General features: G+C 68.1%; 26 protein-coding genes. 14 read left to right on the forward strand and 12 right to left on the reverse strand.

Translation table 11 applies throughout. The annotated features are described in order from the left end of the window. Positions 1–23: 23 nt before the first annotated feature. Positions 24–2,588, forward strand: a complete 2,565-nt coding sequence (gene mprF, locus ACWV8V_RS09680; RefSeq protein WP_259259565.1) for a bifunctional lysylphosphatidylglycerol flippase/synthetase MprF — start codon at positions 24–26, stop codon at positions 2,586–2,588. Positions 2,589–2,615: 27 nt separating this feature from the next. On the opposite strand, the gene ACWV8V_RS09685 is transcribed toward mprF, so the two are convergent. The 4 genes from ACWV8V_RS09685 to ACWV8V_RS09700 all read right to left on the reverse strand — a co-directional run bounded on the left by ACWV8V_RS09685 (position 2,616) and on the right by ACWV8V_RS09700 (position 5,535). Then, the gene (locus tag ACWV8V_RS09685; protein WP_455899554.1) at positions 2,616–3,962 is read right to left on the reverse strand and encodes a virulence factor family protein; all 1,347 of its coding nucleotides are present in this window, start codon (positions 3,960–3,962) and stop codon (positions 2,616–2,618) included. A 78-nt stretch (positions 3,963–4,040) separates the two neighbouring features. Then, positions 4,041–4,688: a DUF998 domain-containing protein gene (locus tag ACWV8V_RS09690; RefSeq protein WP_455899555.1), complete on the reverse strand. Its 648-nt coding sequence runs from the start codon at positions 4,686–4,688 to the stop codon at positions 4,041–4,043. A 14-nt stretch (positions 4,689–4,702) separates the two neighbouring features. After that, on the reverse strand, positions 4,703–4,882 hold the full coding sequence (locus tag ACWV8V_RS09695) for an oxidoreductase-like domain-containing protein (protein ID WP_319623573.1): 180 nt from the start codon (positions 4,880–4,882) through the stop codon (positions 4,703–4,705). Positions 4,883–4,929: 47 nt separating this feature from the next. Then, on the reverse strand, positions 4,930–5,535 hold the full coding sequence (locus tag ACWV8V_RS09700; protein WP_455899556.1) for an HD domain-containing protein: 606 nt from the start codon (positions 5,533–5,535) through the stop codon (positions 4,930–4,932). A gap of 228 nt (positions 5,536–5,763) precedes the next feature. On the opposite strand from ACWV8V_RS09700, the gene ACWV8V_RS09705 reads away from it, so the two are divergent. Continuing rightward, a complete protein-coding gene (locus tag ACWV8V_RS09705; protein WP_455899557.1) occupies positions 5,764–6,900 on the forward strand; it encodes a tetratricopeptide repeat protein in 1,137 nt (378 codons plus the stop codon). Between the two features lie 6 nt (positions 6,901–6,906). On the opposite strand, the gene ACWV8V_RS09710 is transcribed toward ACWV8V_RS09705, so the two are convergent. Further along, positions 6,907–7,242, reverse strand: a complete 336-nt coding sequence (locus ACWV8V_RS09710) for a zinc ribbon domain-containing protein YjdM (RefSeq protein ID WP_455899558.1) — start codon at positions 7,240–7,242, stop codon at positions 6,907–6,909. Between the two features lie 118 nt (positions 7,243–7,360). Between ACWV8V_RS09710 and ACWV8V_RS09715 the strand changes: the two genes are divergently transcribed. From ACWV8V_RS09715 to ACWV8V_RS09725, 3 genes are all read left to right on the forward strand, one after another. Next, positions 7,361–8,716, forward strand: a complete 1,356-nt coding sequence (locus ACWV8V_RS09715; RefSeq protein WP_455899559.1) for an Hsp70 family protein — start codon at positions 7,361–7,363, stop codon at positions 8,714–8,716. A gap of 317 nt (positions 8,717–9,033) precedes the next feature. Continuing rightward, the gene (locus ACWV8V_RS09720) at positions 9,034–9,333 is read left to right on the forward strand and encodes a YkgJ family cysteine cluster protein (protein WP_080114834.1); all 300 of its coding nucleotides are present in this window, start codon (positions 9,034–9,036) and stop codon (positions 9,331–9,333) included. An 11-nt stretch (positions 9,334–9,344) separates the two neighbouring features. Continuing rightward, complete coding sequence (locus ACWV8V_RS09725; RefSeq protein ID WP_019183415.1) at positions 9,345–9,524, forward strand: hypothetical protein; 180 nt, start codon at positions 9,345–9,347, stop codon at positions 9,522–9,524. A 45-nt stretch (positions 9,525–9,569) separates the two neighbouring features. On the opposite strand, the gene ACWV8V_RS09730 is transcribed toward ACWV8V_RS09725, so the two are convergent. Genes ACWV8V_RS09730 through ACWV8V_RS09740 form a run of 3 tightly spaced genes read right to left on the reverse strand, consistent with a single transcriptional unit; the run spans position 9,570 to position 11,577 of the window. Then, on the reverse strand, positions 9,570–10,451 hold the full coding sequence (locus ACWV8V_RS09730) for a DUF4097 family beta strand repeat-containing protein (protein ID WP_455899560.1): 882 nt from the start codon (positions 10,449–10,451) through the stop codon (positions 9,570–9,572). Positions 10,452–10,462: 11 nt separating this feature from the next. Continuing rightward, complete coding sequence (locus tag ACWV8V_RS09735) at positions 10,463–10,996, reverse strand: anti-sigma factor (RefSeq protein ID WP_259259559.1); 534 nt, start codon at positions 10,994–10,996, stop codon at positions 10,463–10,465. After that, on the reverse strand, positions 10,993–11,577 hold the full coding sequence (locus ACWV8V_RS09740) for an RNA polymerase sigma factor (protein WP_259259558.1): 585 nt from the start codon (positions 11,575–11,577) through the stop codon (positions 10,993–10,995). The genes ACWV8V_RS09735 and ACWV8V_RS09740 overlap by 4 nt, the downstream gene beginning before the upstream one ends. 311 nt (positions 11,578–11,888) lie before the next feature. On the opposite strand from ACWV8V_RS09740, the gene ACWV8V_RS09745 reads away from it, so the two are divergent. Both ACWV8V_RS09745 and ACWV8V_RS09750 read left to right on the forward strand, forming a co-directional pair. Continuing rightward, positions 11,889–12,080, forward strand: coding sequence for a hypothetical protein (locus tag ACWV8V_RS09745; protein WP_259259557.1), 192 nt, complete (start codon positions 11,889–11,891; stop codon positions 12,078–12,080). Between the two features lie 80 nt (positions 12,081–12,160). Then, positions 12,161–12,742: a mechanosensitive ion channel family protein gene (locus ACWV8V_RS09750; protein WP_121038679.1), complete on the forward strand. Its 582-nt coding sequence runs from the start codon at positions 12,161–12,163 to the stop codon at positions 12,740–12,742. A 46-nt stretch (positions 12,743–12,788) separates the two neighbouring features. Here the strand turns inward: ACWV8V_RS09750 and ACWV8V_RS09755 are convergent, their stop codons facing one another. Both ACWV8V_RS09755 and ACWV8V_RS09760 read right to left on the reverse strand, forming a co-directional pair. Beyond that, positions 12,789–13,055, reverse strand: a complete 267-nt coding sequence (locus tag ACWV8V_RS09755; protein WP_121038682.1) for a DksA/TraR family C4-type zinc finger protein — start codon at positions 13,053–13,055, stop codon at positions 12,789–12,791. Between the two features lie 109 nt (positions 13,056–13,164). Then, complete coding sequence (locus ACWV8V_RS09760; protein ID WP_346468249.1) at positions 13,165–13,716, reverse strand: DUF2058 domain-containing protein; 552 nt, start codon at positions 13,714–13,716, stop codon at positions 13,165–13,167. Between the two features lie 72 nt (positions 13,717–13,788). Here ACWV8V_RS09760 and ACWV8V_RS09765 point away from each other — a divergent pair, with 72 nt between their 5' ends. The 3 genes from ACWV8V_RS09765 to ACWV8V_RS09775 all read left to right on the forward strand — a co-directional run bounded on the left by ACWV8V_RS09765 (position 13,789) and on the right by ACWV8V_RS09775 (position 16,704). Continuing rightward, positions 13,789–14,286 (forward strand): M48 family metallopeptidase, encoded by a 498-nt coding sequence (locus tag ACWV8V_RS09765; protein WP_259259553.1) that lies wholly within the window; start codon positions 13,789–13,791, stop codon positions 14,284–14,286. Positions 14,287–14,367: 81 nt separating this feature from the next. Next, complete coding sequence (locus tag ACWV8V_RS09770; protein WP_259259552.1) at positions 14,368–15,078, forward strand: rRNA pseudouridine synthase; 711 nt, start codon at positions 14,368–14,370, stop codon at positions 15,076–15,078. 48 nt (positions 15,079–15,126) lie between these two features. After that, positions 15,127–16,704, forward strand: a complete 1,578-nt coding sequence (locus ACWV8V_RS09775; protein WP_455899561.1) for a phospholipase D family protein — start codon at positions 15,127–15,129, stop codon at positions 16,702–16,704. Between the two features lies 1 nt (position 16,705). On the opposite strand, the gene ACWV8V_RS09780 is transcribed toward ACWV8V_RS09775, so the two are convergent. Beyond that, positions 16,706–17,788, reverse strand: coding sequence for an HDOD domain-containing protein (locus ACWV8V_RS09780; protein WP_429000514.1), 1,083 nt, complete (start codon positions 17,786–17,788; stop codon positions 16,706–16,708). A 342-nt stretch (positions 17,789–18,130) separates the two neighbouring features. On the opposite strand from ACWV8V_RS09780, the gene ACWV8V_RS09785 reads away from it, so the two are divergent. Further along, positions 18,131–19,228, forward strand: coding sequence for a Glu/Leu/Phe/Val dehydrogenase dimerization domain-containing protein (locus ACWV8V_RS09785; RefSeq protein WP_123730882.1), 1,098 nt, complete (start codon positions 18,131–18,133; stop codon positions 19,226–19,228). A gap of 84 nt (positions 19,229–19,312) precedes the next feature. On the opposite strand, the gene ACWV8V_RS09790 is transcribed toward ACWV8V_RS09785, so the two are convergent. After that, positions 19,313–22,180, reverse strand: a complete 2,868-nt coding sequence (locus ACWV8V_RS09790) for a S8 family serine peptidase (protein ID WP_455899562.1) — start codon at positions 22,178–22,180, stop codon at positions 19,313–19,315. Positions 22,181–22,356: 176 nt separating this feature from the next. Between ACWV8V_RS09790 and ACWV8V_RS09795 the strand changes: the two genes are divergently transcribed. The 3 genes from ACWV8V_RS09795 (at position 22,357) to ACWV8V_RS09805 (ending at position 24,554) form a co-directional block, all read left to right on the forward strand. After that, positions 22,357–23,532, forward strand: coding sequence for a thiolase family protein (locus tag ACWV8V_RS09795; protein ID WP_455899563.1), 1,176 nt, complete (start codon positions 22,357–22,359; stop codon positions 23,530–23,532). Positions 23,533–23,656: 124 nt separating this feature from the next. After that, positions 23,657–23,998, forward strand: coding sequence for a hypothetical protein (locus tag ACWV8V_RS09800; RefSeq protein ID WP_088434503.1), 342 nt, complete (start codon positions 23,657–23,659; stop codon positions 23,996–23,998). Between the two features lie 151 nt (positions 23,999–24,149). After that, positions 24,150–24,554 (forward strand): hypothetical protein, encoded by a 405-nt coding sequence (locus tag ACWV8V_RS09805; protein ID WP_346468254.1) that lies wholly within the window; start codon positions 24,150–24,152, stop codon positions 24,552–24,554. Positions 24,555–24,561: the final 7 nt, after the last annotated feature.

The raw sequence follows: 24,561 nt of genomic DNA on the forward strand, positions 1-24,561 counted from the left end.
CCACCCCGGAGCACGCTGTACCGATGACCGACACCGCCCCTGCTCCCCCGCCGGCCCGCGCCCCCTGGCGCCGCGCCGCGACCGTCGTCATCCCGCTGGTGATCCTGGCCTTGGCCCTGCGTGGGCTGGCCAACGAATTCGATGAGCATGGCTACCGCGCCATCCGCGAGGCCTTCCGCCATCTGGGCGCCGGCCAGATCGCGCTGACCGTGCTGCTTGGCCTGGCCAGCTATGCCTGCCTGATCGGTTTCGATGCGATCGGCCTGCGCCGCAGCGGCAAGCGCCTGCATCCGGCGCGGGTCGGCATCACCGCGTTCCTGGCGCATACGCTGGGGCAGACCCTGGGCTTTGCGGCCCTCACCGGCGGCGCCGTGCGCCTGCGTGGCTATGGTCGCGCGGGCCTGACGCTGGGCGAGATCGGCCAGGTCGTATTGATGAGCACACTGGGCTTCGTGTTCGGTGCATGGCTGCTGCTGGCGCTGGCCTTCCTGCTTGAACCCGGCGCTGCCGCGCTGGCCCTGCCGATCCCGGTGCAGGCGGTGCGGGTCATCGGCATTCTCGGCCTGCTGGCCTATGCCGGCACGGTGCTGCTGGTCGGCCGCGAGGGCCGTAGTTTCCAGATCCGCGGGCATGCCTTGTGGCTGCCCGACCGCCGCACCATGCTCGGTGTGACCGCCCTGAGTGTGGTCGAGCTGGTGCTGGCCAGTGCCGCGTTCTATGTCCTGCTGCCGATGGATACGCCAACCGGCCTGCCCGGTTTCGTCGGGCTGTATCTGGTCGCGGTGCTGGCCGGCCTGATCTCCAGCGTGCCGGCCGGCCTGGGCGTGTTCGAGTGGAGCCTGCTCAAGCTGCTGCCGCAGGTGGCGCCCGCCGCGGTGCTGGCGGCCGCACTGATCTACCGCGTGACCTATTACGTGTTGCCGCTGCTGCTGGCCACGGTGCTGGCGGTCGCGCCCGCGCTGCGTCGCCCGCTGCGTGCCGGCGCCGGTGCCACCCGGGTCGGCTGGACCGCGCTGCGCCCCTGGCTTCCGCAGATCATCGCGCTGGCGGTGTTCAGCGTCGGCGCCGCACTGGTGATCGATGGCACCTTGCCGACACCACGCCGGCACCTGATCACCGCCTCGCTGCCGATCCTGGAAACCTCGCACCTGCTGGGCAGTCTGGCCGGTGTCGCGCTGCTGTTGATCGGTCAGGGCCTGCAGCGCCGCAGCCATGCCGCGTGGATGCTCGCGCTCGGCATCTGCGTGCTGTCCCCGCTGCCGATCTGGCTGCGCGGCGGGCAGGTGTTGATTGCGCTGTCGGCGTTGTTGGTGGCCGCCGCGCTGTGGGCCTCGCGGCGCGAGTTCTATCGCCAGGGCGCATTGCTGGATGAGGCCTGGTCGTGGCCGTGGATCCGCAACCTCGGGCTGGTGCTGGTCGCGGTGATCTGGCTGCTGTTCTTCGTCTACAGCCACGTGGAATACCAGAACGAGCTGTGGTGGCAGTTCGCGCTGCAGGGCAACGCGCCGCGTGCATTGCGTGCGTTGTTGCTGGTGGCGATCGCGCTGACCATCTTCGGCCTGGCGCGGTTGCTGCACAGCACGCGCAGCCCCCTGCCGGCCGCTGATACGTCCACGCTGGACGCGCTCGCGCCGATCCTGGCCGCCGCCGAAGACACCCAGGCCTGTCTGGTGCTCACCGCGGACAAGGCGGTGCTGCGTGATGAGGCGCAGCGGGGCTTCGTGATGATGCAGCGCTACGGCGGCTCGTTGATCGCGATGGGCGATCCGGTCGGCCCGCCCGACGTGGTCCGTGCGCTGATCTGGCGCTTCCGTGAGGAAGCCGATCGGCTCGGCCTGCGCCCGGTGTTCTACCAGGTCGGTGAGGCGCACTGGCAGACCTATCTCGACCTGGGCCTGACCCTGGTCAAGCTTGGCGAAGAGGCGATGGTGCCGCTGCAGGACTTCACCCTGGAAGGCCGCGAGCGCGCCGATCTGCGCCAGGCCTGGAACCGCGGCAAGCGCGGTGGGCTGAGCTTCCGGGTCGCCATGCCCGAGGAAGTGCCTGCCCTGCTGCCGGCGCTGGCAGTGGTCTCCCAGCAATGGCTGGACGACAAGGCCGGCGATGAAAAGGGGTTCTCGCTCGGCAGCTTCGATGCCGCCTATCTGGCGCGTTTCCCGGTCGCGGTGGTGGAGGCCGAAGGGCGCATCGTGGCCTTCGCCAATCTGTGGCAGGCACCGGCCGGAAACGAGCTCTCGGTGGACCTGATGCGGCACGTCGACGATGCGCCCAAAGGCACGATGGATTTCCTGTTCATCGAACTGTTCCTGTGGGGCCGCGCGCACGGCTTCCACCGGTTCTCGCTGGGCATGGCACCGCTGTCCGGGCTGGCCCAGCATCGCCTTGCCGGGCGCTGGAACCGCTTCGCCAACCTGGTCGCGCGGCATGGCGAACGCTTCTACGGCTTCAGCGGCCTGCGCCGTTTCAAGTCGAAGTTCGCCCCGGTCTGGCGCGCACGTTATCTGGCCGCGCCGGGCGGTGTGCACCTGCCGGCCGCCCTGCTGGATGCGACCCGGCTGATCTCACTGGACCCGCGCCGGCACGACTGAGCCCGTGCCGGCACGGACCACCGGCGCTCAGCGCGCCGGCAGATGCTGGACGATGGTGTCGGCGAGGCGATCGTAATCGCCCTTGAAGTGATGGTCGCCGGGAAGCTTGATGACCTGTGCATTGCCACCGGCGGGAAGCGACGGGCACAGCGCGTCGCCATCGTCTTCGCCGTAGACGCACCACGTTTTGCCGGCGGGCAACCTGGCCACTTCCGGTGCGATCGGCAGGCCATCGCCGCCGCCGCCGAGCCAGTTGCTGACATGGAACTCGTAGTCGGCGGTCTTGCCCACCGACAGCAGCGCGATCATCGAGACCGCATCGCGGGTGGCCGGTGACAGTTGATTGATTGCCGCCGGCAGCACATCGGCGCCCTGCGAAAAACCGACCAGCACCACGTTGCGGCGCTGCCACTGGTGGCTGTAGTGAGTGACGATGCGCTCCAGGTCGCGGGCGAAGCCGTCGGGCGTGCGTGCGGTCCAGAAGTAGCGCAGCGAGTCCACCCCGACCACCGGCACCCCGGCCTCGCTCAGCGACGCGGCAACCTCCTTGTCCAACCCGGCCCAGCCGCCATCGCCGGAGACAAAGATGGCGAAGGTGTCGCCCGGCTTGCTCGACGGTACATCGACCACCGGCAGGCCCTTGAGGTCATCCGGTGGCGGCGCCAGGCTGACGCCCTTCTGCGCTCCGATCACCTTTGCCGCGGCCAGCAGGCCGGGCAGTGCATCGCCCCGCGCGGTGCGCTCGAACTGGCGCCCCATGCCGACCTTGCGCACGAACGCAGCCGACTCGCCGGCCGGGCAATGCACATCGCCGGCGGCGTTCAACCAAGGGAAATTCAGGTCAGCCGGCTGCAGGCGACCGTGGCTGCTGCCGGCGCCGCAGACCTTGCGCTCGCGCACGCCCGACGGGCAGAAGCCAGTGGTGATCAGCCCGGCGAACACCTGCGTATCGGCCTCGGCGGCCACCGCGTACGCCAGCGCCGCGCCCTCGCCATCGCCGCCGATCAGCGGCAGGTGATAGCCCGGCACGTGCAGGTAGGCCTGGAACCAGCGCGAGAAATTCTCCACATCGCCGGCACCGAACGCGCAATCACCGCTTTTCTCGCGGGCCAGGACCTGGCGCAGATGCGCGACATCGACCTGGGCGACCAGGGCGCCCTCGGCACGCAAGGCATCGATGCGCTGCTGGCTGTCGGCATGGCTGGCGGTACCGTCAAACCACACCACCACCCGTTGCGGGCGACCGTCCGGCAGATACACCGGCACGTTCTCGAAACGCCCGTGACTGAGCTGCTGCGGCGGCGCGGCCAGCGCCTGTCCGGACATCCCCGCCAGCACCACACCCAGCATCATCCCCCAACCGGCTTGCCGCATCGTCGCGCATCCCATGACTAGTGCGCCAACGATACGCCCCTGCCCTGCCAAGGGCATGTACACAGCGTGGCCGGACGCTCAGCGCGCGTCCCGGCGCGCCTGCCGCCACAGCTGCCAGGCCACCGAGACCAGCCACACCAGCACCACGGCGATCACCAGCTTCTGCCCAGCGCCGCGCGGCGGGCCGCGCCACAGCACGTGCAGCCACAGCAGCACGAAGCACAGCCAGGCCCACCACCAGGCCGGCCCGGCCCACGTGCGCCAGCGCGGATCGGCGCGCAGGTACCAGCTCTGCAGCAGCATCGCCACGCTCACGCACAGGAACGCGGTATTGGCCGACAGCCCGTGCACCAGCGGTGCCAGCAGCGGCGCGCGCTCGGGCAGCCAGCTGTCGCCGATCGCCACGCCCATCAATCCCAGCGCGGCCACCCAGAACAGCAGCGGCGCGGCCGCACTGCGGCGGGGTGATCGGCTGTTGGCATGCAGGGAGAGGGCCAGCAGCATGATCGCCAGCGCCAGCACACAGTAAGCCGCGCGCAGTGCCAGCCCCCAGGGGCCATGCAGGTACAGGCTCAGGGTGGCCTGCACCCAGTCCAGGTCATCGCGTGCCCATTGCGTCCACAACGCGATGGCCACGAACAGCGCCAGCGCCATCAGCGTGAGCAGAGCAACGCGTGCGTGATGCTGCGCGGGCCAGCGGAAAGGGCGTGGCAAGGGAAGCGACATCGCAGCTCCTGCGGTCAGTCGGTGGCCTCGGGGTGACGCTGTTTCCAGGCGGCCAGCGCGGCGCGGTAGCGCTGCAGCTCATCGCTGTACAGATCCAGCACGCACAGCGGGCAGCCGCTGCCGCAGCACTCGTTGGGGCCGGGTTCTTCCGGCGGCTGCGGACGCGGATCGGGATCTGGAACGGACACGGACATGGCCACACACGTAGGGAAAACAGCGCGTACAGTGTAGCGGGCGTGGTTCAGCGCTCAACCCGCCGGCGCAGATTGTCGCGCGCGGCCGCATCCAGCCGCTGGTGGAAGAAGTCGCTCAGGAAGATCCGCGGTTGCCCCAGCACCTGCTTGAGGAAGCGCCGGCGGTTGAGTCGGAACAGGAAGCCCGGCACGTGCCCGGCGTACTCCTCGGCGATGCCGCGGTCGTACGCATCGAACACCGTCGCCGGTGCGCCCAGAATGGCCATGTCGCAGTCCAGGAACAGGGCCGCCTCCGGATCGACATCACCGGGCGCGAGCTTGCTGTGGCGCGCGGTCAGTTCGATCAACTCGACCACGCGCGCCGCATCGATCCCGGCATCGGGCAGCCAGCGCGCGATGGCCTCGCGCGCCATGGCCGCCGAGCGGGCTTCGTTGTCGCCGCGGCCCGCGTCGTAGATGGCGTCGTGATAGAGCGCGGCCAGCTGCACCTCGCGCGGCTGGCGCCAGCCCGGGCCAGCTTCGTCGACCGTGACGCAGTGCTGCAGAACGGCCTGCACGTGCGACCAGTTGTGGTACGCCCGCGGCGGCAGGGCGTAGGCGGTTTCCAGCTCGGCGAGCTGTCCGGAGGGCAGCGGGATCGGTTCAAAGCGCATGCCGCCATGATTGGCCGCCGGGCGTGTGCTGGCAAGACCGGCACTTTTTTGACCACGTCCATTGCCCCCTTCTTGCACAGGGCGTCGCGAGGGTTATCCACATGTTTGTCGACCGCTGGTCCACATCCTCTGTGGATGGCGTGGACAGCCGATGAACGGCACGCCGGCACGTGCCAACGCGCCTAGACTCAACCCGACGGACCCCAAGCGCCCTGCGAGGTGACGGCGATGACCGCATGCAGACTACTGATGCTGTGGATGGCCCTGGCTGCCGTACCGGCCTGGGCGGCGGAGACCGCCGCGCCTCCCCTTTCCACCGCGCCAGTCACCACTGAGCTGCCCACGCCGGCGCAGATCCTGGAGGTGCCCGCCCCGCTGCTGACCCTGCTGCAGGAGCAGGTGATCGACCCGGGGTACTCGCGCGAGCGCCGCCTGCAGCGGTTGGTCGAGATGATCTTCGACACGCAGGGGCTGCACCTGGTCTACGACCCCGATGCGACCCACACGATCAGCCAGACGTGGCAGACGCGGCGCGCCAACTGCCTCTCGTTCACGCTGTTGTTCGTGACCCTGGCCAACCTTGCCGGCATCGATGCGCATGTCCAGGAAGTGGCGCAGGTGGTGTCCTGGTATCAGTCATCCGGCGTGATCTACAGCATTGGCCACGTCAATGCCGGCATCGTGCTGGACGGGCGCAGCGGCACCGTCGATCTTGACCACAACGTCCTCTATGACCGGTTTGGCCCACAGAAGATCAACGGACAACGGGCGCTGGCCCATTTCTACAACAACCGCGGCGCCGACCGCATGGCCGCCGGCGATACGGCCGGTGCGCGCACCTACTTCCGTGCCGCGCTCGCCCAGGCGCCGGACTTTGTCGGCAGCTGGAACAATCTGGGGGTGCTGGATGCGCGCATGGGGGACCTGGACCAGGCCCGGCGCGACTACGAGACCGCCCTGCGCCTGCAGCCGCGGCACGGCGCCAGCCTGAGCAATGCCAGTGCGCTGTACCGGCGCGTGGGCGATACCCGCCAGGCGCAACGGCTGGCGGGCCGGCTGGCGCGGGTACAGCGTAGCGATCCCTTCGCGCAGTACATGCTGGGTGCGCGGGCGGAGCAGCGCCGGGACTATCCCGACGCGGTGAAGTTCTACCGCCGCGCCGTGCGCCTGTACGACAGCGCGCATCCCTTCCATTTCGCCCTGGCCCGGGCCTACTTCCTGGCCGGCGACCCGCATCGCGCCTCGCTGGAGATGCAGCGCGCACGGGACCTGGCGGGGGAAAACGGCGATGCGGTCACCTCCCGCTACCAGGCCAAGCTGGACAGCCTGCAGCGCTGGCGCCAGCGTGGCACCAACGCCCACTGAGCCGGCTCAGGCCTTCTTGAGGAAGCAGGTCTTCAGAACCAGACCCTTGATCTTCTCCGAGTTGCCTTCGATGTGCTCGGCATCATCCTCGACCAGGCGGATGTTGCGGATCACGGTGCCCTGCTTGAGCGGGATGGAGGATCCCTTGACCTTCAGGTCCTTGATCACGGTCACGGTGTCGCCGGCGGCCAGCACGTTGCCGTTGCTGTCGCGCACCACCACGACCTCGCCGCCACCGTCACCGGCCGCCCACTCGTGGCCGCAGTCCGCGCAGATGAACAGCGCGCCATCGGCATAGGTGTTTTCCAGGGTGCACTGCGGGCAGGCGGGAATGGCGGACATCGACAGCTCTTCGGTTACGAAACGGCCCGTAGTGTAACCGCCCGTTACCGGCTGCCCTTGCGTCGGCGGTCCCGTTGCCGCAAAGTGCGCGCCCCCTGACCACCGGCCCGGCCCGCGCATGAAACTCGGCATCGACTTTGGCACCAGCAACTCCGCCGCCGCTGTGGTGATCGACGGCAAGGTCGTGCCGATCCAGTTCGGCCAGGCCGAACAGTTCCGCACCACGGTGTATTTCCCCGAGGTGATGCGCGACCCGAATGACTTCGAGCTGACCCCGGCACTGGAGCACGACCTGGCCCGGCTGGTCGACGCGGCCGCGCGCGATGCCCGTGCCGCCGGCCAGGAGCGCAGCCCCGATGCATTGCGCCGCGAGGCCCTGCGTGTGGTGCGCCGGCAGTGGATGGAAGAGCAGATGCGCGCCCCGCTCAGCTCGACCACCCTGCTGCAGAACGCGGTCTACGGTGATGACGCGCTGGAGGCCTACTTCGAAGAGAACGAAGGCAACCTGGTGCAGAGCCCCAAGTCGATGCTCGGCTACAACCTGCACCCGCGTGCGCGCCAGACCATCGCCGGCATCGCCACGCACATCCTCGAGCATATCCGCCTGACCGCCTCGCGCCAACTGGACACGCCGATCCGCACCGCCACGCTGGGCCGCCCGGTCCAGTTCCGCAGCTCGATCGGCGAGGCCGGCAACGCGCAGGCGCTGGAGATTCTGCACGGCGCGGCGATCGCAGCCGGCTTCGACAGCATCGATTTCCTCGAAGAGCCGGCGGCCGCCGCGATGCATTACCACGCCGAGAGCCCGCGCGAGCACGACGCGGTGGTGGTGGATATCGGCGGTGGTACCACCGACGTTGCCCATGCGCGCGTAGGCGGCGGCCAGGCCCCGACCATCCACCGTGCCTGGGGTATCGCCCGTGGCGGTACCGATATCGATCTGGCCTTGAGCCTGGGCGGCTACATGCCGCTGTTCGGCCGCGGCATCACCCGCGTGCCGGCGCACCACTACGTGGAAGCGGCGATGGTGCAGGACATGACCCGTCAGCGTGATTTCCGCCAGCACACCTACCGCGATGTGGACGCGCCGTTCGGCCCGCGCCTGACCGCGCTGCAGGACACCGGCAATACCGCGCGCCTGTACCGTGAAGTCGAGCGCTGCAAGATCGCCCTGAGCAGCGTGGCCAGCCACGACAGCGCGCTGGACTTCATCGAACGCGGCCTGCAGATGCAGATCGATGCCTCGCGGCTGGAAACCGCCGCCGGCGGGTATCTGGGCGAGCTGACCGCGCTGCTGGAGCAGGTGCGCAGCGACATCGGCCACGACCCGGCAGCGGTGTTCCTGACCGGTGGCATGTCGCGCGCCGGCTACCTGCAGCAGGCCGTGGCCAACGCCTTCCCGGGCTCGACCCTGGTCCGCGGAAATCCGTCGTTCGGTGTGGTCCACGGGCTGGCATTGGCCGCCGCCAACTGATCCACCGGCAACGCCAGGCCTTGTCCCACAAGGCCTGAAGAGGTGTGAACGACCTTATTAACAAAACGTTACGCCGAAAGCGCTATCATCTTTCGGCTTCAAAGCGCAATGCGCTTGACGCAACAAGCACCCTCTTCCTGGCCTCTCAGGCCACCGTCCGTTTCGATACTGCCACCGTCCGGACCTGTCCGCGGTGCCGGGATCGCTCATCGCTGTGATCCGGCTCGTTCACAGCCTGCTGCACCCCGAGCCGCCAAGAGACACTCAGATTGGGCGAACGCCTGGCTGCACTTCTTACATCGTCCGAGCCCGACCCCATCGATTGCCGTCGTTGCGACGCGGTGTGCTGTCGGCTCACCGTCACCGTCATGCCTGACGACAACGTGCCCGGCTACCTGCTGGACACCGATGCGCGTGGCGGCACGGTGATGGCACGCAACGAAGAAGGCTGGTGCGCCGCGATCGACCCGTATCACCTGCGCTGCACGATCTACTCGCAGCGACCCGCGATCTGCCGCCAGTTCGACATGGGCGGCGATGATTGCCGCCTCGTGCGGCAGGACTACCGTCGACAACAGCAGGATCTGTCGACGTTTTCTTCCACGCTTCATCCATAGCAGGAGCATCCATGGCTCGTACGCCAAAGACCTCCCCCAAGGCAAGCAACACCGTTCGCGTCGACCGCAAGCAAGGGTCCAACTCCGCCGTCAGCAGCCAGAGCATCGCTGCGGATCTGGCTGCCTTCCGTAAAGGTGGCGGCAAGATCGAAGTGCTGGGCAATACCCTGGCGCTGAAGAAAGCCGGCTGACGTTGCTGCCGACCGCACCGGCATTGGCCGGTGCGGTGGCCGCACTCAGCGGCCCAGACTGACCCGCACGCTCCCGGAATGGGCGCTGATCGAAATATCCCCATCGCCCGATCCCAGACGCGCATCCAGGCTGCGGCCCGGACCATAGCGCGGCTTCTCCACCTGCCCGGCATCGGACTGGATGCCACCACTGAACGTCTTGACGTTCAACTGGGCCGAGACATTGGCCGGCAGCTTCAGCGCGACCGAACCGCTGACCGTCTGCATCGTCACCTTGCCGCCCGGCGCCATGCCGGTCGCGCTCACCTCCAGGCTGCCCGAGACGGTTTCCACCGCCAGCCGCTGGATACGCCCGGCATTGACGTTGACCCGGCCGGAGACCGATTCGGCCGCCACTTCTCCTGATGCCCCGCCGCCGGCCAGCAACTGGCCGCTGACCGTGCGCGCATCCAGGCGTGCGGTCTGCAGCTGCGAGCGGATGCCACCACTGACCGTGTTCAACGTCGTTTCGCCGCTGCGTCCGGCCGCCGTGATGCTGCCACTGACGCTGTTGGCCTGCAGCCGGCGCACGTCGATGTCGGCCACATCGATGTCTGCGCTGACGGTGCCCAGCTGCACTTCCACCGAACGTGGCACGCGCAGTTCCAGGGTCGCCCCGCCGTTGCTGCGGCCGCGCGGGTACTCCACTTCCCAGCGCACGCGGTTGCTGCTCTTGTCCTGCTTGAGGGTGAGCCCGTCGGCCATCGAACCGGTCAACGCCACGTCGCTGCGATCCCAGCCGCGCACGGTGACTTTGCCCGCGATGTTGCTGATCTCCACGCGACCGCCGGCGCCCAGCGGATGGCGCTCATTGACGTTGGTGGCAGCCTGGGCGACGAGCGGCAGGCACAGAGCCAGGGCGGCGATCAGGGACAGAGGAATGCGCATGGGGTTCTCCTTCAAGTGGGCAGGCCGGCGGACAGCACCGCCTGCTGGGTGAGTTCCAGCCGCAGCGCGTAGGTACGCTGCAGTTGCCCGAGCAGATAGCGCGAGCGGGGGTTTTCAGCGATGGCCGCGCGGATGGTGTCCGCGCTGGCATCGAGTTCATGCAGGGCCGGGCGCCACTCATCGGTGACATCGGCACTGGGCAAGGCCGCAATCGCCTGCTGGTATTCGCCGGCCATCGCATCGGCCTGGCGCTGCAGCAGCGACGGTGCCGGGGTCTGCGGGATCGGCGTGGGCACCACCATCAGCACGGCCAGTGCGGCGGCCATTCCCAGGCCTACGCGCAGCGGCCAGCGGTGGCGGTGCGGCCACCGTGCGGCCGGGGTACGGGCGGCAACCGCGGGGGCTGGCGCCTGGCCTGGCAGCTGCGCGGCAATGCCCTGCCACACCCGTGCCGGCGGGACGCGCTCGGTCGGCAGGGCGCGCAGGCGTGCACTCAGCTCGTCGTGAGCGGGCAGTTCGTCGTGATCGGAATCATGGGGGGTCATGCGGTTTCTCCCAGGCGTGCACGCAGCAGGCCGCGCGCACGATGCAATTGTGCTTTGGAACTGCCGACGGCCATCTGCAGCTGGTCGGCGATTTCCTGGTGTTTCCACCCTTCGATGTCATGCAGGATCAGGACCGCGCGGGCCCGGGGTGGCAGTGTTTCCAGCGCGCGCTCCAGGTCCATGGAGGTGCCGGCGCAGCGATCCTGGGCCGGCAGCATCGCCAACGATTCCCAGCCCTCCTCGCCGGCATCGCGCGCATCGCCGGTGGCGTTGGCGCGCAGTTCCATCAGCGCTGCGTTGACCGCCAGCCGGTGCAGCCAGGTGCCGAGGCTGCTTTCGAAACGGAAGCCCGGCAGGGCGCGCCATGCCTGCAGGAAGGCCTCCTGCAGGGCGTCTTCGGCGCGGGCCGCGTGGCCGCCGCACAGCCGCCACAGCACGGCGTACACGCGCGGCGAATGCCGCCGGTAGATGCGTTCGTATGCGGTCACGTCGCCGGCCGCCGCGGCACGCACGAGGGCGTGGTCATCGGCGGCATCGGCCTGGGTCGTGGCGCTGGAGGCGGGCATGGTCGTGTCGAGCATATCCGTTGGATGCGGGGGGCATGGAAAAGGTTTAAGCCCGTTCTGACTTTCTTTTCAGGTGCCTCCGCTTGGGGCTGCCGCGAGCGTGAGGGCCCCGTAGCAACCGGCAGGCCCCTCGGCAAATGTCCCCCGGCCGCCGCCTTAAGGCGACGACCTCCTCCTTGATTTTGCCCAGGGGCCTACCGGCCGCTACGGGACTCGCGGGTGGCACGCGTGCGGCAAGGCGGATTATTTCTGCGGCCTTTAAACCTTCCTGGCCGGCGCTGCATCCAATCCCATGTCACTACCGGCCCCCGCCAAGGAGTATTCCCATGTCTTCCAGTTGCCTGGCCCTGCTGCTCTCGCTGGCCACCGGCTGCACGCTGCCGTGGAGCCCGCTGCAGATCCAGGTCACGTTGAGGCCTGAAGCGCCCGATGTCTGTGTGCAGTACGCGCAGAACGCGCCGCTGTGTGCCTCGGCGATGATCGCTGTGTTCGACGTGTACGGCAGCCCCCTGTCGTAATCCGGCACCACGATGCGGTGACGCGCATCGGCATTACCATGGCGGGATCGGCACTATCGCTGCAAAGGAATTCCGTCCCCATGAAAGACCATCTGCCCGCCTGGACCCACGAATGGCTGCACTACGGGGTCCCTGCCCTGCAGATTCTGGTGACCCTGCTGGTGGCCTGGCTGCTGCGGCTGGTTGCCCGGCGGCTGATCCGCCGCGTCGGTGAGCACTACACGCTGCCGCCGGAAATGATCATGGGCGCGCGCCGGGTGTTCACCTTCGTGGTGTATTTCACCGTGCTGCTGATCGTGCTCAACATCGTAGGCGTCTCGGCCACGGTGCTGTGGACCGCCTTCACCGGGTTTGCCGCGGTCGGCGCGGTGGCGTTCTTCGCGGCGTGGAGCGTGTTGTCGAACATCTTCTGCACGCTGCTGATCTTCACCACGCGCCCGTTCCGCCTGCACGATTACATCGAGCTGCTGGAGAACGGTGAGAAGCCTGGACTCAAGGGCCGCGTGATCGATATCAATCTGATCTACACCACGTTGCAGGAAACCGGCAGCGGGCATGAAGGCACGGTCCTGCAGATGCCCAACAACATGTTCTTCCAACGCACCGTCCGCCGTTGGCGCGATCCTTCGCAGGCGCCGGGCGGGATTCAAGGGGACGGCTGAGTCCGCGCCGCCGTCGGCCAGGCAATGCCCGGCGCAGGATCGCGACCTAGCGCAGCTGGCTGTCCTTGCTGCCGCGGCGGTTGTAGCCGCTACCCTCCTGCTGGGCGGCGTCCTCTTCTTCCTGGCAGCGCACGCACAGGCGTACGCCGGGTACGGCCTTCCGCCGCGCCTCGGGAATGGGCGCGTCGCAGTGCTCGCAGTGGGTCAATCCGGGGCCGTCGCGCAGCTGTGCGCGGGCGCGCTGGATGGCCTCATCGACGGTGGCGTCGATCTGATCCTGGACGGCGCCGTCGCCTGCCCAACCTGTCGCCATGATGTGTCTCCCATGCCGGTGCCAGAGAACCAGCATAGACCCGGGTCACCGCGCCCAGCCGACGCGGGGCTGAACGCACGCGGCGCCGGGTGAACGCTTCAGACGTGGCTTACCAGACCAGGTCGTCCGGCACCTGGAACTGGGCGTAGTACGCATCGTCCTCGGCATTGCCGGTGCTCGGCTCGCTGCCGGGCTGGCTGTTGTCGAGCACGATCACGCTGGCATCGCGCTCACGGACCTTCTCGGCCGCCGCCCGCGGCAGCAGTTCGAAACCGTCACCATGGCGCACGATCACCAGGCTGCCCGAGGCCAGTTGGCGGCGCAGCATGTTGTTGACCAGCATCGTGCGGATCAGCGTGCCGTCATTGAAGCGGTACTCGCTTTCGCCTTCACGCTTGACCTTGTGCGCCTCGATGATCTGGCGGACCTGGGCCTGCAGTTCCTGGGCGTGGGCCTTGGCTTTGCGCTCGGCTTCCAGCGCGCGATCGCGCTCGGCCTTTTCCGCGCGCAGGCGCTCGGCCTCGCGCTGGCTTTCGCTGGGCGCGGCCGGAGCCTTGCCGTGACGGGCTTTCACCTGTTCACGGGCGGCCTGGGAGACCTGGGATTTCTTGACCAGCCCAGCTTTGAGCAGCTGCTCCTGCAGGGGATTTGCCTTCGCCATACGCCTAGCATCTGTTGTTGCGGGATTCCGGAGGCCATCATACTGGTCTGCCCGCCCCGTCCCAACCGCCCGATGACCGCCCTGAAGTACCTCGCCGGCTATCCCGACGCCCTGCAGCAGCAGGTGCGCGAGCTGATCGCGGGCGACCGGCTGGGGCCCTGGCTGGAGCGCCGCTATGCCGAACTGCATACGGTGCGCAACGACCGCCAGCTGTACGACTACACCCAGGGCCTGAAAGAGCGCTACCTGCGCCAGTCCGCGCCGCTGTCCAAGGTGATCTACGACAGCAGGCTGCAGGTCCTCAAGCATGCGCTGGGCACCCACACCACGGTCTCGCGGGTGCAGGGCAGCCGGCTCAAGGCCAGCCGCGAGATCCGCATCGCCACGGTGTTCCGCGAGGCACCGGCCCCGTTCCTGAAGATGATCGTGGTGCACGAGCTGGCCCATCTGAAGGAATCGGACCACAACAAGGCGTTCTACCAGCTGTGCACCCACATGGAAGCGGATTACCACCAACTGGAGTTCGATCTGCGCCTGTACTTGACCCACCTGGAACGCACGGCGGCCTGAGCCGCAGCGGCCCTCATCGCGCAGCGCCGGGCCCCAGCCAGTACACTCCCCGCCCGCTTCCCGTTTTATGTTGCCAGCCCGATGACCGACCCGATCCGACTCGACAAACGCCTGACCAGCCTGATCGGCTGCTCCCGCGGCGACGCCCAGCGCTATATCGAGGGCGGCTGGGTGACCGTCAACGGCCAGGTGGTCGAACAGCCGCAGACGATGGTCACCGACGAGGACATCGTGCTGCGCGAGAACGCCGAGGCGACCCGCACCGAGACCGTGAGCATGCTGCTGCACAAGCCGGCCGGCATGCGCTCGGACGAACTGTGCGCGCTGGTGACCCCGGAAAGCCGCAGTGAACTCGACGCCACCGGTGTGACCCTGCTGCAGCGGCATTTCCACGCCCTGCAACGGGTGATGCCGCTGTCCGATGACGAAAGCGGCCTGGTCGTGGTCAGCCAGGACGGGCGCGTGATCTCGCACCTGAAGGATCGCGGCGCAACGCTGGAGCAGGAATACCTGGTGGAAGTCAGTGGCGAGCTGGCGCCCTACGGCATGAAGCGCCTCGCGCACGGCCTGAGCTTCCGCAGCTGGCCGTTGCCACCGTGCAAGGTGAGCTGGCAGAACGAAACCCGCCTGCGCTTTGCGATCAAACCGGTGCATCCGGGCCAGCTGCGCGACATGTGCGCCCAGGTCGGGCTGGAGGTCATCAGCATCCGCCGCCTGCGCATCGGCCGCGTGGCGATGGGCAAGCTGGTCCCCGGCCAGTGGCGTTACCTGGCGCCGGACGAGCGTTTCTAAACCGCGCCAGCACTCGCCCTGCACGCCCCGGCCGCTTACGATCGGGGCATGACCGAGAAAAAACCGTTCTGGCGCCGGCTGCTGCGCTGGCTGGGGATCGTTGTCGCCCTGCTGATCCTGCTGGTCCTCAGCGGCCTGCTGCTGGCCGATCACCTCACCCCGCAGGCCGTTGGCGAGCGTTCGACGGTGCTGCCCACGCAGGCCGACCAGACCCCGATCGATCGCGAGCTGGTCCGCCTGCAGGCCGAGCACCCCGGCCAGACCGGTGTGGCCTTCCTGTCCGATGGGCTGGACGCATACGCCGCACGCGCGGTGATCACCCAGCACGCCGGGCGCAGCCTGGACCTGCAGTACTACATCTGGCACGACGACCTCATCGGCCATCTCATGGCCAACGAGCTGTACCGCGCCGCCGAGCGCGGCGTGCGGGTCCGCATCCTGCTCGATGACATGAACGCGCAGGACAAGGACGCGCTGATGATGGCGCTCGATGCGCACCCCAACATCGAGATCCGCCTGTACAACCCGTTCCGCAACCGCAACGGGCTCTGGCGCCTGGTCGAGATGGTGCAGCGCGTTTTCAGCGTCAACCACCGGATGCACAACAAGTCATGGATCGCCGACGGGCGCGTGGCGATCGTCGGTGGCCGCAACATCGGCGAGGAGTATTTCAGCGCACGCCCGGATGTGAACTTCCGCGACCTGGACCTGCTGGTGGCCGGCAACGCGGTGCAGCAGGCCAACACGATTTTCGACGATTACTGGAACAGCGATACCGCCGTGCCGATCCGTGCGCTGGCGTTCTACACCGAACCGCAGCTGCGCCTGCTGATCCGCGAAAGCGAGCACGAAGCGCGACTGGACAGTGCCAAGCCCTACCTGGAACGCGTGGCGCGTTCGCAGGCAGAGAAATCGTATTACCGCGATGCGCTGGATCTGCACTGGTCACACCACGTGGAGATCGCCTCGGACCCGCCGATGAAGCACCGCCGCGACGATCAGGCCGGCTGGCTGGTCACGCGCCTGGTGCAGGAACTGGAAAGCGCCCAACACAAAGCCCTGCTGATCTCGCCCTACTTCGTGCCCGGCGAGGACGGCACTGAAGGCTTGGCTGCGATGGTCGCGCGCGGGGCCCAGGTTGCGGTCATCACCAACTCCCTGGCTGCCAATGATGTGGCCGCCGTGCACAGCGGTTACATGCACTACCGGGCACCGTTGCTGCGCAGTGGCGTGCAGCTGTACGAGCTCAAATCGCGCGGCAACGTCGATGGCGGCGGTCTGTTCGGCAGCAGTGGCGCCAGCCTGCACACCAAGGCCTTCATGATCGACGACCGGCGCGGCTTCGTCGGCTCGTTCAATCTGGACCCGCGCTCGGCCTATCTGAACACCGAGATGGGCGTGCTGTTCGACGATCCGGTGCTGGCGGGCCAGCTGCGCAAGGAATACCTGCACCTGGCCGACCCGCGGCAGAGTTACTGGGTAACGCTGGGTCCGGAGGGCGACGTCCGCTGGCTGGAGCGTGATGCGCAGCCGCCGCATTGGCTGTACACCGAACCCGATGCCGGGTTCTGGCTGCGGGCCAGCGCGCGCGCGATCAGCTGGCTGCCGCTGGAGTCACAGCTCTAGCTCAGCCAGCCTGCTCCACCTCGACGCCGGGCTCATCGCCCTCCAGCGTTTCCACCGCACGCCCATGGACGCGCCGCCAGATCCACTGCAGCGCATGCGGCGGGGTGTCGTCCAGTTGTTCCAGCCAGGCCAGTGCCTGGACCTGCCCGATCTGGCCATGGCGACACAGCAGGCTGGCCGCAGCCACTGCCCGCGCGAACCGCAGGCTCGCGGCCAGGCCGGTGCCGCTCTGCCGGATCAGGGCGTCATGCACGGCCTTGGGCAACTCCCATGCCGCGGCGATCCGGCTCGCCACCGGCAGGGTCCAGCTATCGAGCAGGTCGGCGGCCAGCACGCGCGGCGGCGCGGCCACCTGCTGCTGCGCGCAGGCATCGAGCAGGTGGCGCATCACCAGCGCCGCGCCGAGCCCCTGGGTCAGGCCAAGCCACTGCGCAGCGAAACCGTCCTCATGGGTCACCGTGCGCGCATGGTCGGCGGCAACGCGCGAGGCCAGCAGCGCATGCTCCCAGATCACCGCGCTGAACTGCGGAAACGCATCGCACTGCAGCTGCATCACCGGCTGCACCAGCACCGCGCTGATGATCTGGCGGATGCCGTCGGTGCCGACCAGGGTGACGGCGCGCTGCAGAGTTTCCACCGGCTTGGCCTGCACCCGGTAGACGGGACTGTTGGCAATGCGCAGCAGGTTGCCGGTCAGCACCGGATCCTGGCCGATGATCCCGGCCATCGCGCGCGCCGAGGCGTCGCTGTCGTTGACGGTCTGGATGAGCTGCGGCAGCAGCTGCGGACGGCGGGGCAGGTGCTTGGCCGACCAGTCCCGGGCCAGCAGCGACGCGGTGACCGCATCGCGAAGCTCGACCGTGTGCCGCACGGCGGCATCGGCGGCATCGCCACTGCGCGGCACCAGGGCAAGCGCGTGCAGGCCGGCCTGCAGGGCAGCCACCGGATCGGCCCCCTGGCACAGGGGCGGGGCCGCGGCCGCTGCCGCCGGGGAGTGCCCGCGTGCCGCGCGGGCGGCCGATGGCGCTGCCACGGCCCGCCGACGGCGGAGCAGCAGCGCCCCACCCAGCAGGGCTGCCACCAGGACCGCGATGAGGACCGCGCCCGTCACGCCAGGGCTCCTGGCCACGTGGGGTACCGCACTTGCCTTGTTGCGACTGCGCCCACGTGATCCGTCCTGCGATTGCCGGTGATGCACACCCTTGCGACGGCATCGGCCTGCAGGTCAGCAACTTTAATGGCGGCCGCGATGGCGCCGGCCCGGCCCGTCACCGGGGGCCCCTGACAACACCCTCCAGCGGAATGCTCTAGAATGGCGCCGCGCGACCCGTCCGAGACCCGACGACGTCGCTTTTTTTGTTTTACACCCCACCTTTTGCTGGCGCGTTCACCGCTGTTCGCCACCGTTCGCACCATCGGAGCCACCATGTTATTTGAAACCCTCGAATCTACCGGTCACGAGCAAGTGGTGTTCTGCCACAACCGCGATGCCGGCCTGAGGGCGATCATCGCGATCCACAACACCACGCTGGGCCCGGCCCTGGGCGGTGTGCGCATGCGTCCCTACGCCAGTACCGACGAGGCTCTGGAAGATGCGTTGCGGCTGAGCCGCACCATGACCTACAAGAACGCGCTGGCCGGCCTCAACGTGGGTGGTGGCAAGGCCGTGATCATCGGTGACCCCAAGCGCGACAAGACCGAAGTGCTGTTCCGCGCGTTCGGCCGTTATGTGGATTCGCTGGGCGGGCGTTACATCACCGCCGAAGATGTCGGCACCGACGTCAACGACATGGAGAACATCTACCTGGAAAGCGAATACGTCACCGGCGTGCACCAGGTCCACGGTGGCTCCGGCGATCCGGCACCGTTCACTGCCTATGGCGCGCTGCAGGCGCTGATGGCCTCGATGCAGCACAAGCTGGGCCATGAGGAAGTCGGCAAGGCCAGCATCGCGGTGCAGGGCCTGGGCCACATCGGCATGGAACTGGTGAAGCTGCTGCGCGACCGCGGCGCCAAGCTGTACGTCAGCGACCTGGACAGCGCGCGGGTCGAGCGTGCGGTGACCGAGTACGGTGCCGAAGCCGTCAAGCCGGAGGACATCTACGACGTCAACGCCGACATCTTCGCCCCGTGTGCGCTGGAAGGTGCGATCAACCCGGAGACGCTGCCGCGCCTGAAGTGCAAGATCGTCTGCGGCACCGCCAACAACCAGCTCTCCAGCCTGGACGTGGGTGACGAGCTGCATGCGCGCGGCATCCTGTACGCGCCCGATTACGCGGTCAACGCTGGCGGCGTGATGAACGTCTCGCTGGAAATCGACGGCTACAACCGCGAGCGTGCGATGCGCCTGATCCGCAGCATTTACCACAACCTGGGCCGCATCTTCGCGCTGTCGCAGAGCGAAGGCATCGCGCCACAGCGCGCCGCCGATCAGATCGCCGAGTCGCGCATCCTGTCGATCGGAAAGTTGAAGATGCCGCTGGGCCGCGCCACGCCGCGGCTGGGAACGCTGCGCGGCAACTGATCTGCTGCGGCGATCAAAACGAAGAGGGCGCGATCATGGATCGCGCCCTCTTTTTTGTAGCGCCCCTCGCGGTGGGGCCTGCCCTCAGAACCCGGCCGAGTAGCGCAGCTGCACCTGGCGCAGATCGCCACGCGGGCCGAACCGCTGGTCATAGCCGAACGCCAGGCGCGTGTTGCGGCTCAACCACGATTCCACCGACAGCCCGAACAGGCCGCCCGAGCGCGTCGGCTGCAGGCCGGACAGTGGCGCCCAAGCCTCCACGCCCACGAAACTGGCCGCCTGCACCTGCCCCGTACTGGCCAGGTGCTGCTGCCACTCGGCATAGCCGCGCAGCGACCACCCACCCCAGCGACGCTCGGCACGCATGCCGATCAAGGCCTGGGTGCGCGTACTGACCGCATCGAGCGTGCGCAGGCCGAAGCCCATGCCGCCCTGCTCGCTGAAACCGTCGCTGTCCACGCGGGCATACTCGGCGCCCAGATACGGCGTCAGCGACGCGATGGCGTTGCCGAAGCGATACCCCGATTCCACGCTGGCTGCACTGAAGCTGCCGCCATAGCGTGCATTGACACCGTACTGGCCCGCGCCAAGCAGCAGCTGGCGGTCGATCTCGCGCGTGAACTGACCCGCCCCCAGCTGCCCCATCGCATAGGCACGGCCGGTGCCCCAGCCTGCATACAACTGCGCCTGCGACTGGCGGTCGCGCCCACGGTCGCTGCCCCAGTCACGGCCGCCGAAGCTGCGCGTCTCACCGAAGGCGAACCCCAGCATGCCGTGGCTGCCCAGCGCCATGTCCTGCCCCATCATCCAGCCCCGGGTGGCCACGCCGTTGCCGGCAAAGCTGCCCTGCCCGGCCTCGCCCAGCGCGCTTTGCCAGGTACCGCGCAGACGCGGTGCGCCCTGCACTTCGCCAACGCGGGCAGAGAGCGCACGGCGGTTCATGTCGATGCTGTCGAAGGTCGATGCGGCCGCCAGCGCATGGGCCTTGCCAGAGAGGCTGTCCAGGCTCGCCTGCAATGCGCCGGTCCCATCCACGCGCTGCAGCTCACCGGCCGCCCCCGCGAAGCCGGCCAGCGCACCTGCGCTGCCATCAAGGACCTCGAACGCCGATTCCACCCGCGCCGCCGAGGCCAGCGTGATGCCGCCCAGGCCTGCTTGCTGGGCCGCGCTGGTGACGTTGATCCGGTCGGTGACCAGGCTGACATCGTTGCTCGCGTGGATCAGGCGGGTCTGGATCAGCGTGCCCGTCGCCAGCGCGTTGGTCACCTCGGCAAACGTGCCGCTCACGCCACCATCGGCATGCAGCAGCGCCTGCGTGCGCCCATCCGCGGCCACGTAACCACTGAGGATGCTGTTTACGTGCACGTTGCCGGCCAGCGACGCCGTACCGTTGATCTTGAGCGCATTGGCGCCGAGCGCCACCACCAGCTGCGCACCGGCGCGCTGCACGTAATTGCCCTCGATGGTGGCGTCGATGTTGGCACTGCGCAGGATCACGCTGGCGCCGTTGTCCACGTTGCCCCCGACCCGTGTGGTGCCGTTCATGAACTGCAGGGCCGCATTGTCGGGGCTGCCGGCCTGCGGCGCGATGAGCACATTGGAACGGATCGAGGCGCCACCGCGCAGCGCGAGCGTGCCGCGTTCGATGCGGGTGTCACCGCTGTAGGTGCTGACACCGGCCAGCGTCAGTGATCCAGCGCCCTGCTTGATCAGTCCGCCAGCGCCGCTGATGTCGTTGGCCCAGACCGAGTCCAGGCCGACCGTCGCGACATTGACGGTGGTGTCGCCCCAGTCGAACCGGGCCGGCCCGTTGATCGCCTTGGCGATGTTGAGCAGGCCATAACCGAAGGTGCTGTCCACGCCACCTGCGCCGAGATCGGTCGCCGTGCCGAGCAGGGTCTGGCGCACCAGGTCGTTGGTGAAGTACGGGTACTTCTGCCACACCAGTGCGGCCGCACCGGAGACCAGCGGCGCTGCATAGGACGTGCCCGAGCCGTAGTAGTACGTGGGCGTGCCGCCGGTGTTGGCCGGATCGACGTACGCCGCGGTGCCCGGGGCGGCGAGGCAATAGCGTGCTGCCACGCCGCACGCGTTGGCGTAGGAAGCCAGCTTGCCCGGGTCGGCGGTATCGACCGCGGTCACGCTGAGCCAGCCACGCTCCAGATCCGCTGCCGGCAGGCTGCCGCCGGTGCCCGGCTGGCTGGGCAGGGCCGCCATGCTGGAGGGATTGGCCTTGCTCTCGTTGCCGGTCGCGAACACCACCAGGCCGCCATTGCCGATGATGAAAGGACGGTACTCCTGGGCAATCGGCGCGGTGGCGGCCGGATTGGTCCAGTACAGGCCGCCCCACGAGTTGTTCATGATCTTGACGCCGGCATTGATCAGATCCTGGTGCACGGGCGCCAGGCCCAGCGCACCGCTGACCTGGTTGCCGCTGCCGGACCCATCATCGACCGGGCTTTTGTCGGCGATGATCCGTGCCGACACGATCTGCGCATCCGTCGCCACACCGCCTGGCCAGCTTCCCACCCGGCGACCGGCAGCCAACTGGGACACCACGGTGCCATGCCCGACCACATCATCCACGTTGAGGTTGTTCACCCGCGGATCGACGTAGTTGTAACTGGCCACGACGCGCCCGTTGAGCGCCGGATGGCTGCGGTTGACGCCTGAATCGACTACGCCGATGCGCACGCCGGCGCCGGTCCAGCCGGCCGCCTGCGCGGGACCGGCCTGGATGATGCTCAGGTGCGCATCGAAGGCCGGCTGTGCCGGCGGTGCCGTGGTCGGCGGTGGCGTCGGGGGCGTGGTGGGGGGCGGCGACGGCGGGGTGGTCGGTGGAGGCGATGGCTCCAGGTCCCCGCGGACATTGCTGCCCCCGCCTCCACAGGCGCTCAACGCCAAGGCCAACGCCGCGGCCAGGGCCGACCTGCCGATCACAACCTGTTTCATCCCCGCTCCCCTTGTGAATGGACCTTCCCCACCTGTCGGCCTCCCGGGCAGACACCGGCGGTCAATGCCGACCCTCTATACTGGACCGACCCCCACGCAGTCTGCCGGGAAATGCGTCGGCTTCCAACGCCCGCGTTCCCATTCCGCTCTTCGCTCACGCACCAAAGAGATTGCACATGTCCAACATCGTCATCGCCGCCGCCAAGCGCACTGCCATCGGCTCCTTCCTGGGCCAGTTCAATGGCGTGCCGACGCCGACCCTCGGGGCCACCGCGATCGCCGCGGCCCTGGAACACTCCGGGATCCCGGCTGCGGACGTTTCCGAAGTGATCATGGGCTGCGTGCTGCCGGCCAATCTCGGCCAGGCGCCGGCTCGCCAGGCCGCGATCGCCGCCGGGATTCCGGTCTCCACCGGCGCCACCACCCTCAACAAGGTGTGCGGCTCGGGCATGAAGGCCATCATGCTGGGGCATGACCTGATCAAGGCCGGCTCGGCCAGCATCGTGGTTGCCGGCGGCATGGAATCGATGTCCAACGCCCCGCACATGCTCCCCAACTCACGTACCGGCAACCGCTTCGGCAATTTCCAGGCGGTCGACCACATGGCCCACGACGGCCTGGTCAATGCCTATGACGGCAAAGCGATGGGTGAGTTCGCCGAGTGCACCGTCGAGAAGTTCCAGGTCAGCCGCGAGGAGCAGGATGCCTTCGCCATCGAATCGGTGCGCCGTGCGCTGGCTGCGCAGGCCAATGGCGCCTTCGACGATGAAATCGTCCCGGTGAAGGTGAGCACCCGCAAGGGTGAGGTCGAGTTCGCGCAGGACGAGCAGCCGGGCCGTTCGGACGTCACCAAGATCCCGACCCTGCGTCCGGCCTTCAAGAAGGACGGCACGGTCACCGCGGCCAGTTCCTCGAGCATCTCCGACGGCGCTGCCGCCGTGGTGCTGCTGTCCGAAGAGGACGCTGCAGCCCGCGGGCTGCAGCCGCTGGCCCGCATCGTCGGCCACGCCACCCACTCGCAGGCGCCGGAGTGGTTCACCACCGCGCCGATCGGTGCGATCCAGAAGCTGCTGGAAAAAACCGGCTGGACGCTGGACCAGGTGGACCTGTTCGAGATCAACGAAGCCTTCGCCGTCGTGGCGATGGCACCGATCCGCGAACTGGGCATCCCGCATGACAAGGTCAACGTCAACGGTGGCGCCTGCGCACTGGGCCATCCCATCGGTGCCTCGGGTGCGCGCTTGGTGGTCACACTGGTGAACGCATTGCGCAAGCGTGAGGCCAAGCGCGGAATTGCTACCCTGTGCATCGGCGGCGGCGAAGCAACTGCCATCGCTATCGAATTGATTTGATTTGATTTAACGCGCATTTCTCAAAACTGAATGCGCGATCGCTTGACAGCCAATCTTGGCTTGTCATCATGTTGCCGGGCGCGCAATAGCGCGTTGCCTAATCTAACGACGAGGATTCACAACAATGAGCATCAACAAGCTGCTGATCGCAATGGCCCTGGGCCTGGCTCTGACCGCCTGCTCGAAGCAGGAGCAGGCTGCTGACGCCGCCGCTTCGGCCAACGAAGCTGCCGCTGACGCCCAGGCCGCTGCTGACCAGGCCGCTGCTGCTGGCGCCCCGGCTGCTGACGCTGCCCAGGCTGCTGCTGACACCGCCACCACCGCTGCTGACGCTTCGGCTGATGCCGCTGCCCAGGCTGCTGGCGCTGCCACCGACGCTGCTGCCGACCAGGCTGCTGACGCTGCCAAGGCTGCCGAAGGCACCGCCGAGAAGGCCAAGGACGCTGCTGAAGAAGCCAAGAAGTAATAACTTCTTTCTTCAAGCAAGTCTGAAGAAGCCGCTGGTTCGCCAGCGGCTTTTTCTTTGGGCGCGTGCTTTGCAGGCAACGCCACCCACCGGTTCTTCACAGACGCATGAATAGGCTGGCCTCCCATCCATCGCCTTACCGGAGCGCCACATGAAGATCCGTCCGCTGACCACCTCCCTGCTGGCCGCCTCCCTGCTGCTCGGCCTGGCCGCGTGCAAGGGCCCGGAGGCCGAACAGGCCCGTCGCGATGCCGCCCAGGCCGCCGACAGCACCAACGCCGCCGCGCGCGAAGCCGTCGACAAGGCTGCCGCAGCGACCCGCAATGCCGCCGATGACGCGGCTGCCGCCTCCGAGCGCGCCGCCGCCGATACCCAGCAGGCGCTCGACCGCGCGGCGGCCGCAACCTCCGAAGCCGCTGGCGAAGCCAAGGTCGCCGCCAAGGATGCCGCCGCCCACGCCAGCGATTCCACCGCCGATGCCGCGCAGAAGGTGGCCGACAAGGCGCGTGACGTTGCCGATGACGCGCAGAAGAACGCCAACGAAGCCAAGCGCTGAGCCAGAC

The sequence above is a fragment of the Stenotrophomonas sp. Ker107b genome (assembly GCF_053847245.1).

Bases quoted from the DNA above. Each gene is read 5' to 3' on its own strand.
- mprF (WP_259259565.1), top strand. From the start codon at position 24: ATGACCGACACCGCCCCTGCTCCCCCGCCGGCCCGCGCCCCCTGGCGC.
- ACWV8V_RS09685 (WP_455899554.1), bottom strand. From the start codon at position 3,962: ATGCGGCAAGCCGGTTGGGGGATGATGCTGGGTGTGGTGCTGGCGGGG.
- ACWV8V_RS09690 (WP_455899555.1), bottom strand. From the start codon at position 4,688: ATGTCGCTTCCCTTGCCACGCCCTTTCCGCTGGCCCGCGCAGCATCAC.
- ACWV8V_RS09695 (WP_319623573.1), bottom strand. From the start codon at position 4,882: ATGTCCGTGTCCGTTCCAGATCCCGATCCGCGTCCGCAGCCGCCGGAA.
- ACWV8V_RS09700 (WP_455899556.1), bottom strand. From the start codon at position 5,535: ATGCGCTTTGAACCGATCCCGCTGCCCTCCGGACAGCTCGCCGAGCTG.
- ACWV8V_RS09705 (WP_455899557.1), top strand. From the start codon at position 5,764: ATGACCGCATGCAGACTACTGATGCTGTGGATGGCCCTGGCTGCCGTA.
- ACWV8V_RS09710 (WP_455899558.1), bottom strand. From the start codon at position 7,242: ATGTCCGCCATTCCCGCCTGCCCGCAGTGCACCCTGGAAAACACCTAT.
- ACWV8V_RS09715 (WP_455899559.1), top strand. From the start codon at position 7,361: ATGAAACTCGGCATCGACTTTGGCACCAGCAACTCCGCCGCCGCTGTG.
- ACWV8V_RS09725 (WP_019183415.1), top strand. From the start codon at position 9,345: ATGGCTCGTACGCCAAAGACCTCCCCCAAGGCAAGCAACACCGTTCGC.
- ACWV8V_RS09730 (WP_455899560.1), bottom strand. From the start codon at position 10,451: ATGCGCATTCCTCTGTCCCTGATCGCCGCCCTGGCTCTGTGCCTGCCG.
- ACWV8V_RS09735 (WP_259259559.1), bottom strand. From the start codon at position 10,996: ATGACCCCCCATGATTCCGATCACGACGAACTGCCCGCTCACGACGAG.
- ACWV8V_RS09740 (WP_259259558.1), bottom strand. From the start codon at position 11,577: ATGCTCGACACGACCATGCCCGCCTCCAGCGCCACGACCCAGGCCGAT.
- ACWV8V_RS09745 (WP_259259557.1), top strand. From the start codon at position 11,889: ATGTCTTCCAGTTGCCTGGCCCTGCTGCTCTCGCTGGCCACCGGCTGC.
- ACWV8V_RS09750 (WP_121038679.1), top strand. From the start codon at position 12,161: ATGAAAGACCATCTGCCCGCCTGGACCCACGAATGGCTGCACTACGGG.
- ACWV8V_RS09755 (WP_121038682.1), bottom strand. From the start codon at position 13,055: ATGGCGACAGGTTGGGCAGGCGACGGCGCCGTCCAGGATCAGATCGAC.
- ACWV8V_RS09760 (WP_346468249.1), bottom strand. From the start codon at position 13,716: ATGGCGAAGGCAAATCCCCTGCAGGAGCAGCTGCTCAAAGCTGGGCTG.
- ACWV8V_RS09765 (WP_259259553.1), top strand. From the start codon at position 13,789: ATGACCGCCCTGAAGTACCTCGCCGGCTATCCCGACGCCCTGCAGCAG.
- ACWV8V_RS09770 (WP_259259552.1), top strand. From the start codon at position 14,368: ATGACCGACCCGATCCGACTCGACAAACGCCTGACCAGCCTGATCGGC.
- ACWV8V_RS09775 (WP_455899561.1), top strand. From the start codon at position 15,127: ATGACCGAGAAAAAACCGTTCTGGCGCCGGCTGCTGCGCTGGCTGGGG.
- ACWV8V_RS09785 (WP_123730882.1), top strand. From the start codon at position 18,131: ATGTTATTTGAAACCCTCGAATCTACCGGTCACGAGCAAGTGGTGTTC.
- ACWV8V_RS09790 (WP_455899562.1), bottom strand. From the start codon at position 22,180: ATGAAACAGGTTGTGATCGGCAGGTCGGCCCTGGCCGCGGCGTTGGCC.
- ACWV8V_RS09795 (WP_455899563.1), top strand. From the start codon at position 22,357: ATGTCCAACATCGTCATCGCCGCCGCCAAGCGCACTGCCATCGGCTCC.
- ACWV8V_RS09800 (WP_088434503.1), top strand. From the start codon at position 23,657: ATGAGCATCAACAAGCTGCTGATCGCAATGGCCCTGGGCCTGGCTCTG.
- ACWV8V_RS09805 (WP_346468254.1), top strand. From the start codon at position 24,150: ATGAAGATCCGTCCGCTGACCACCTCCCTGCTGGCCGCCTCCCTGCTG.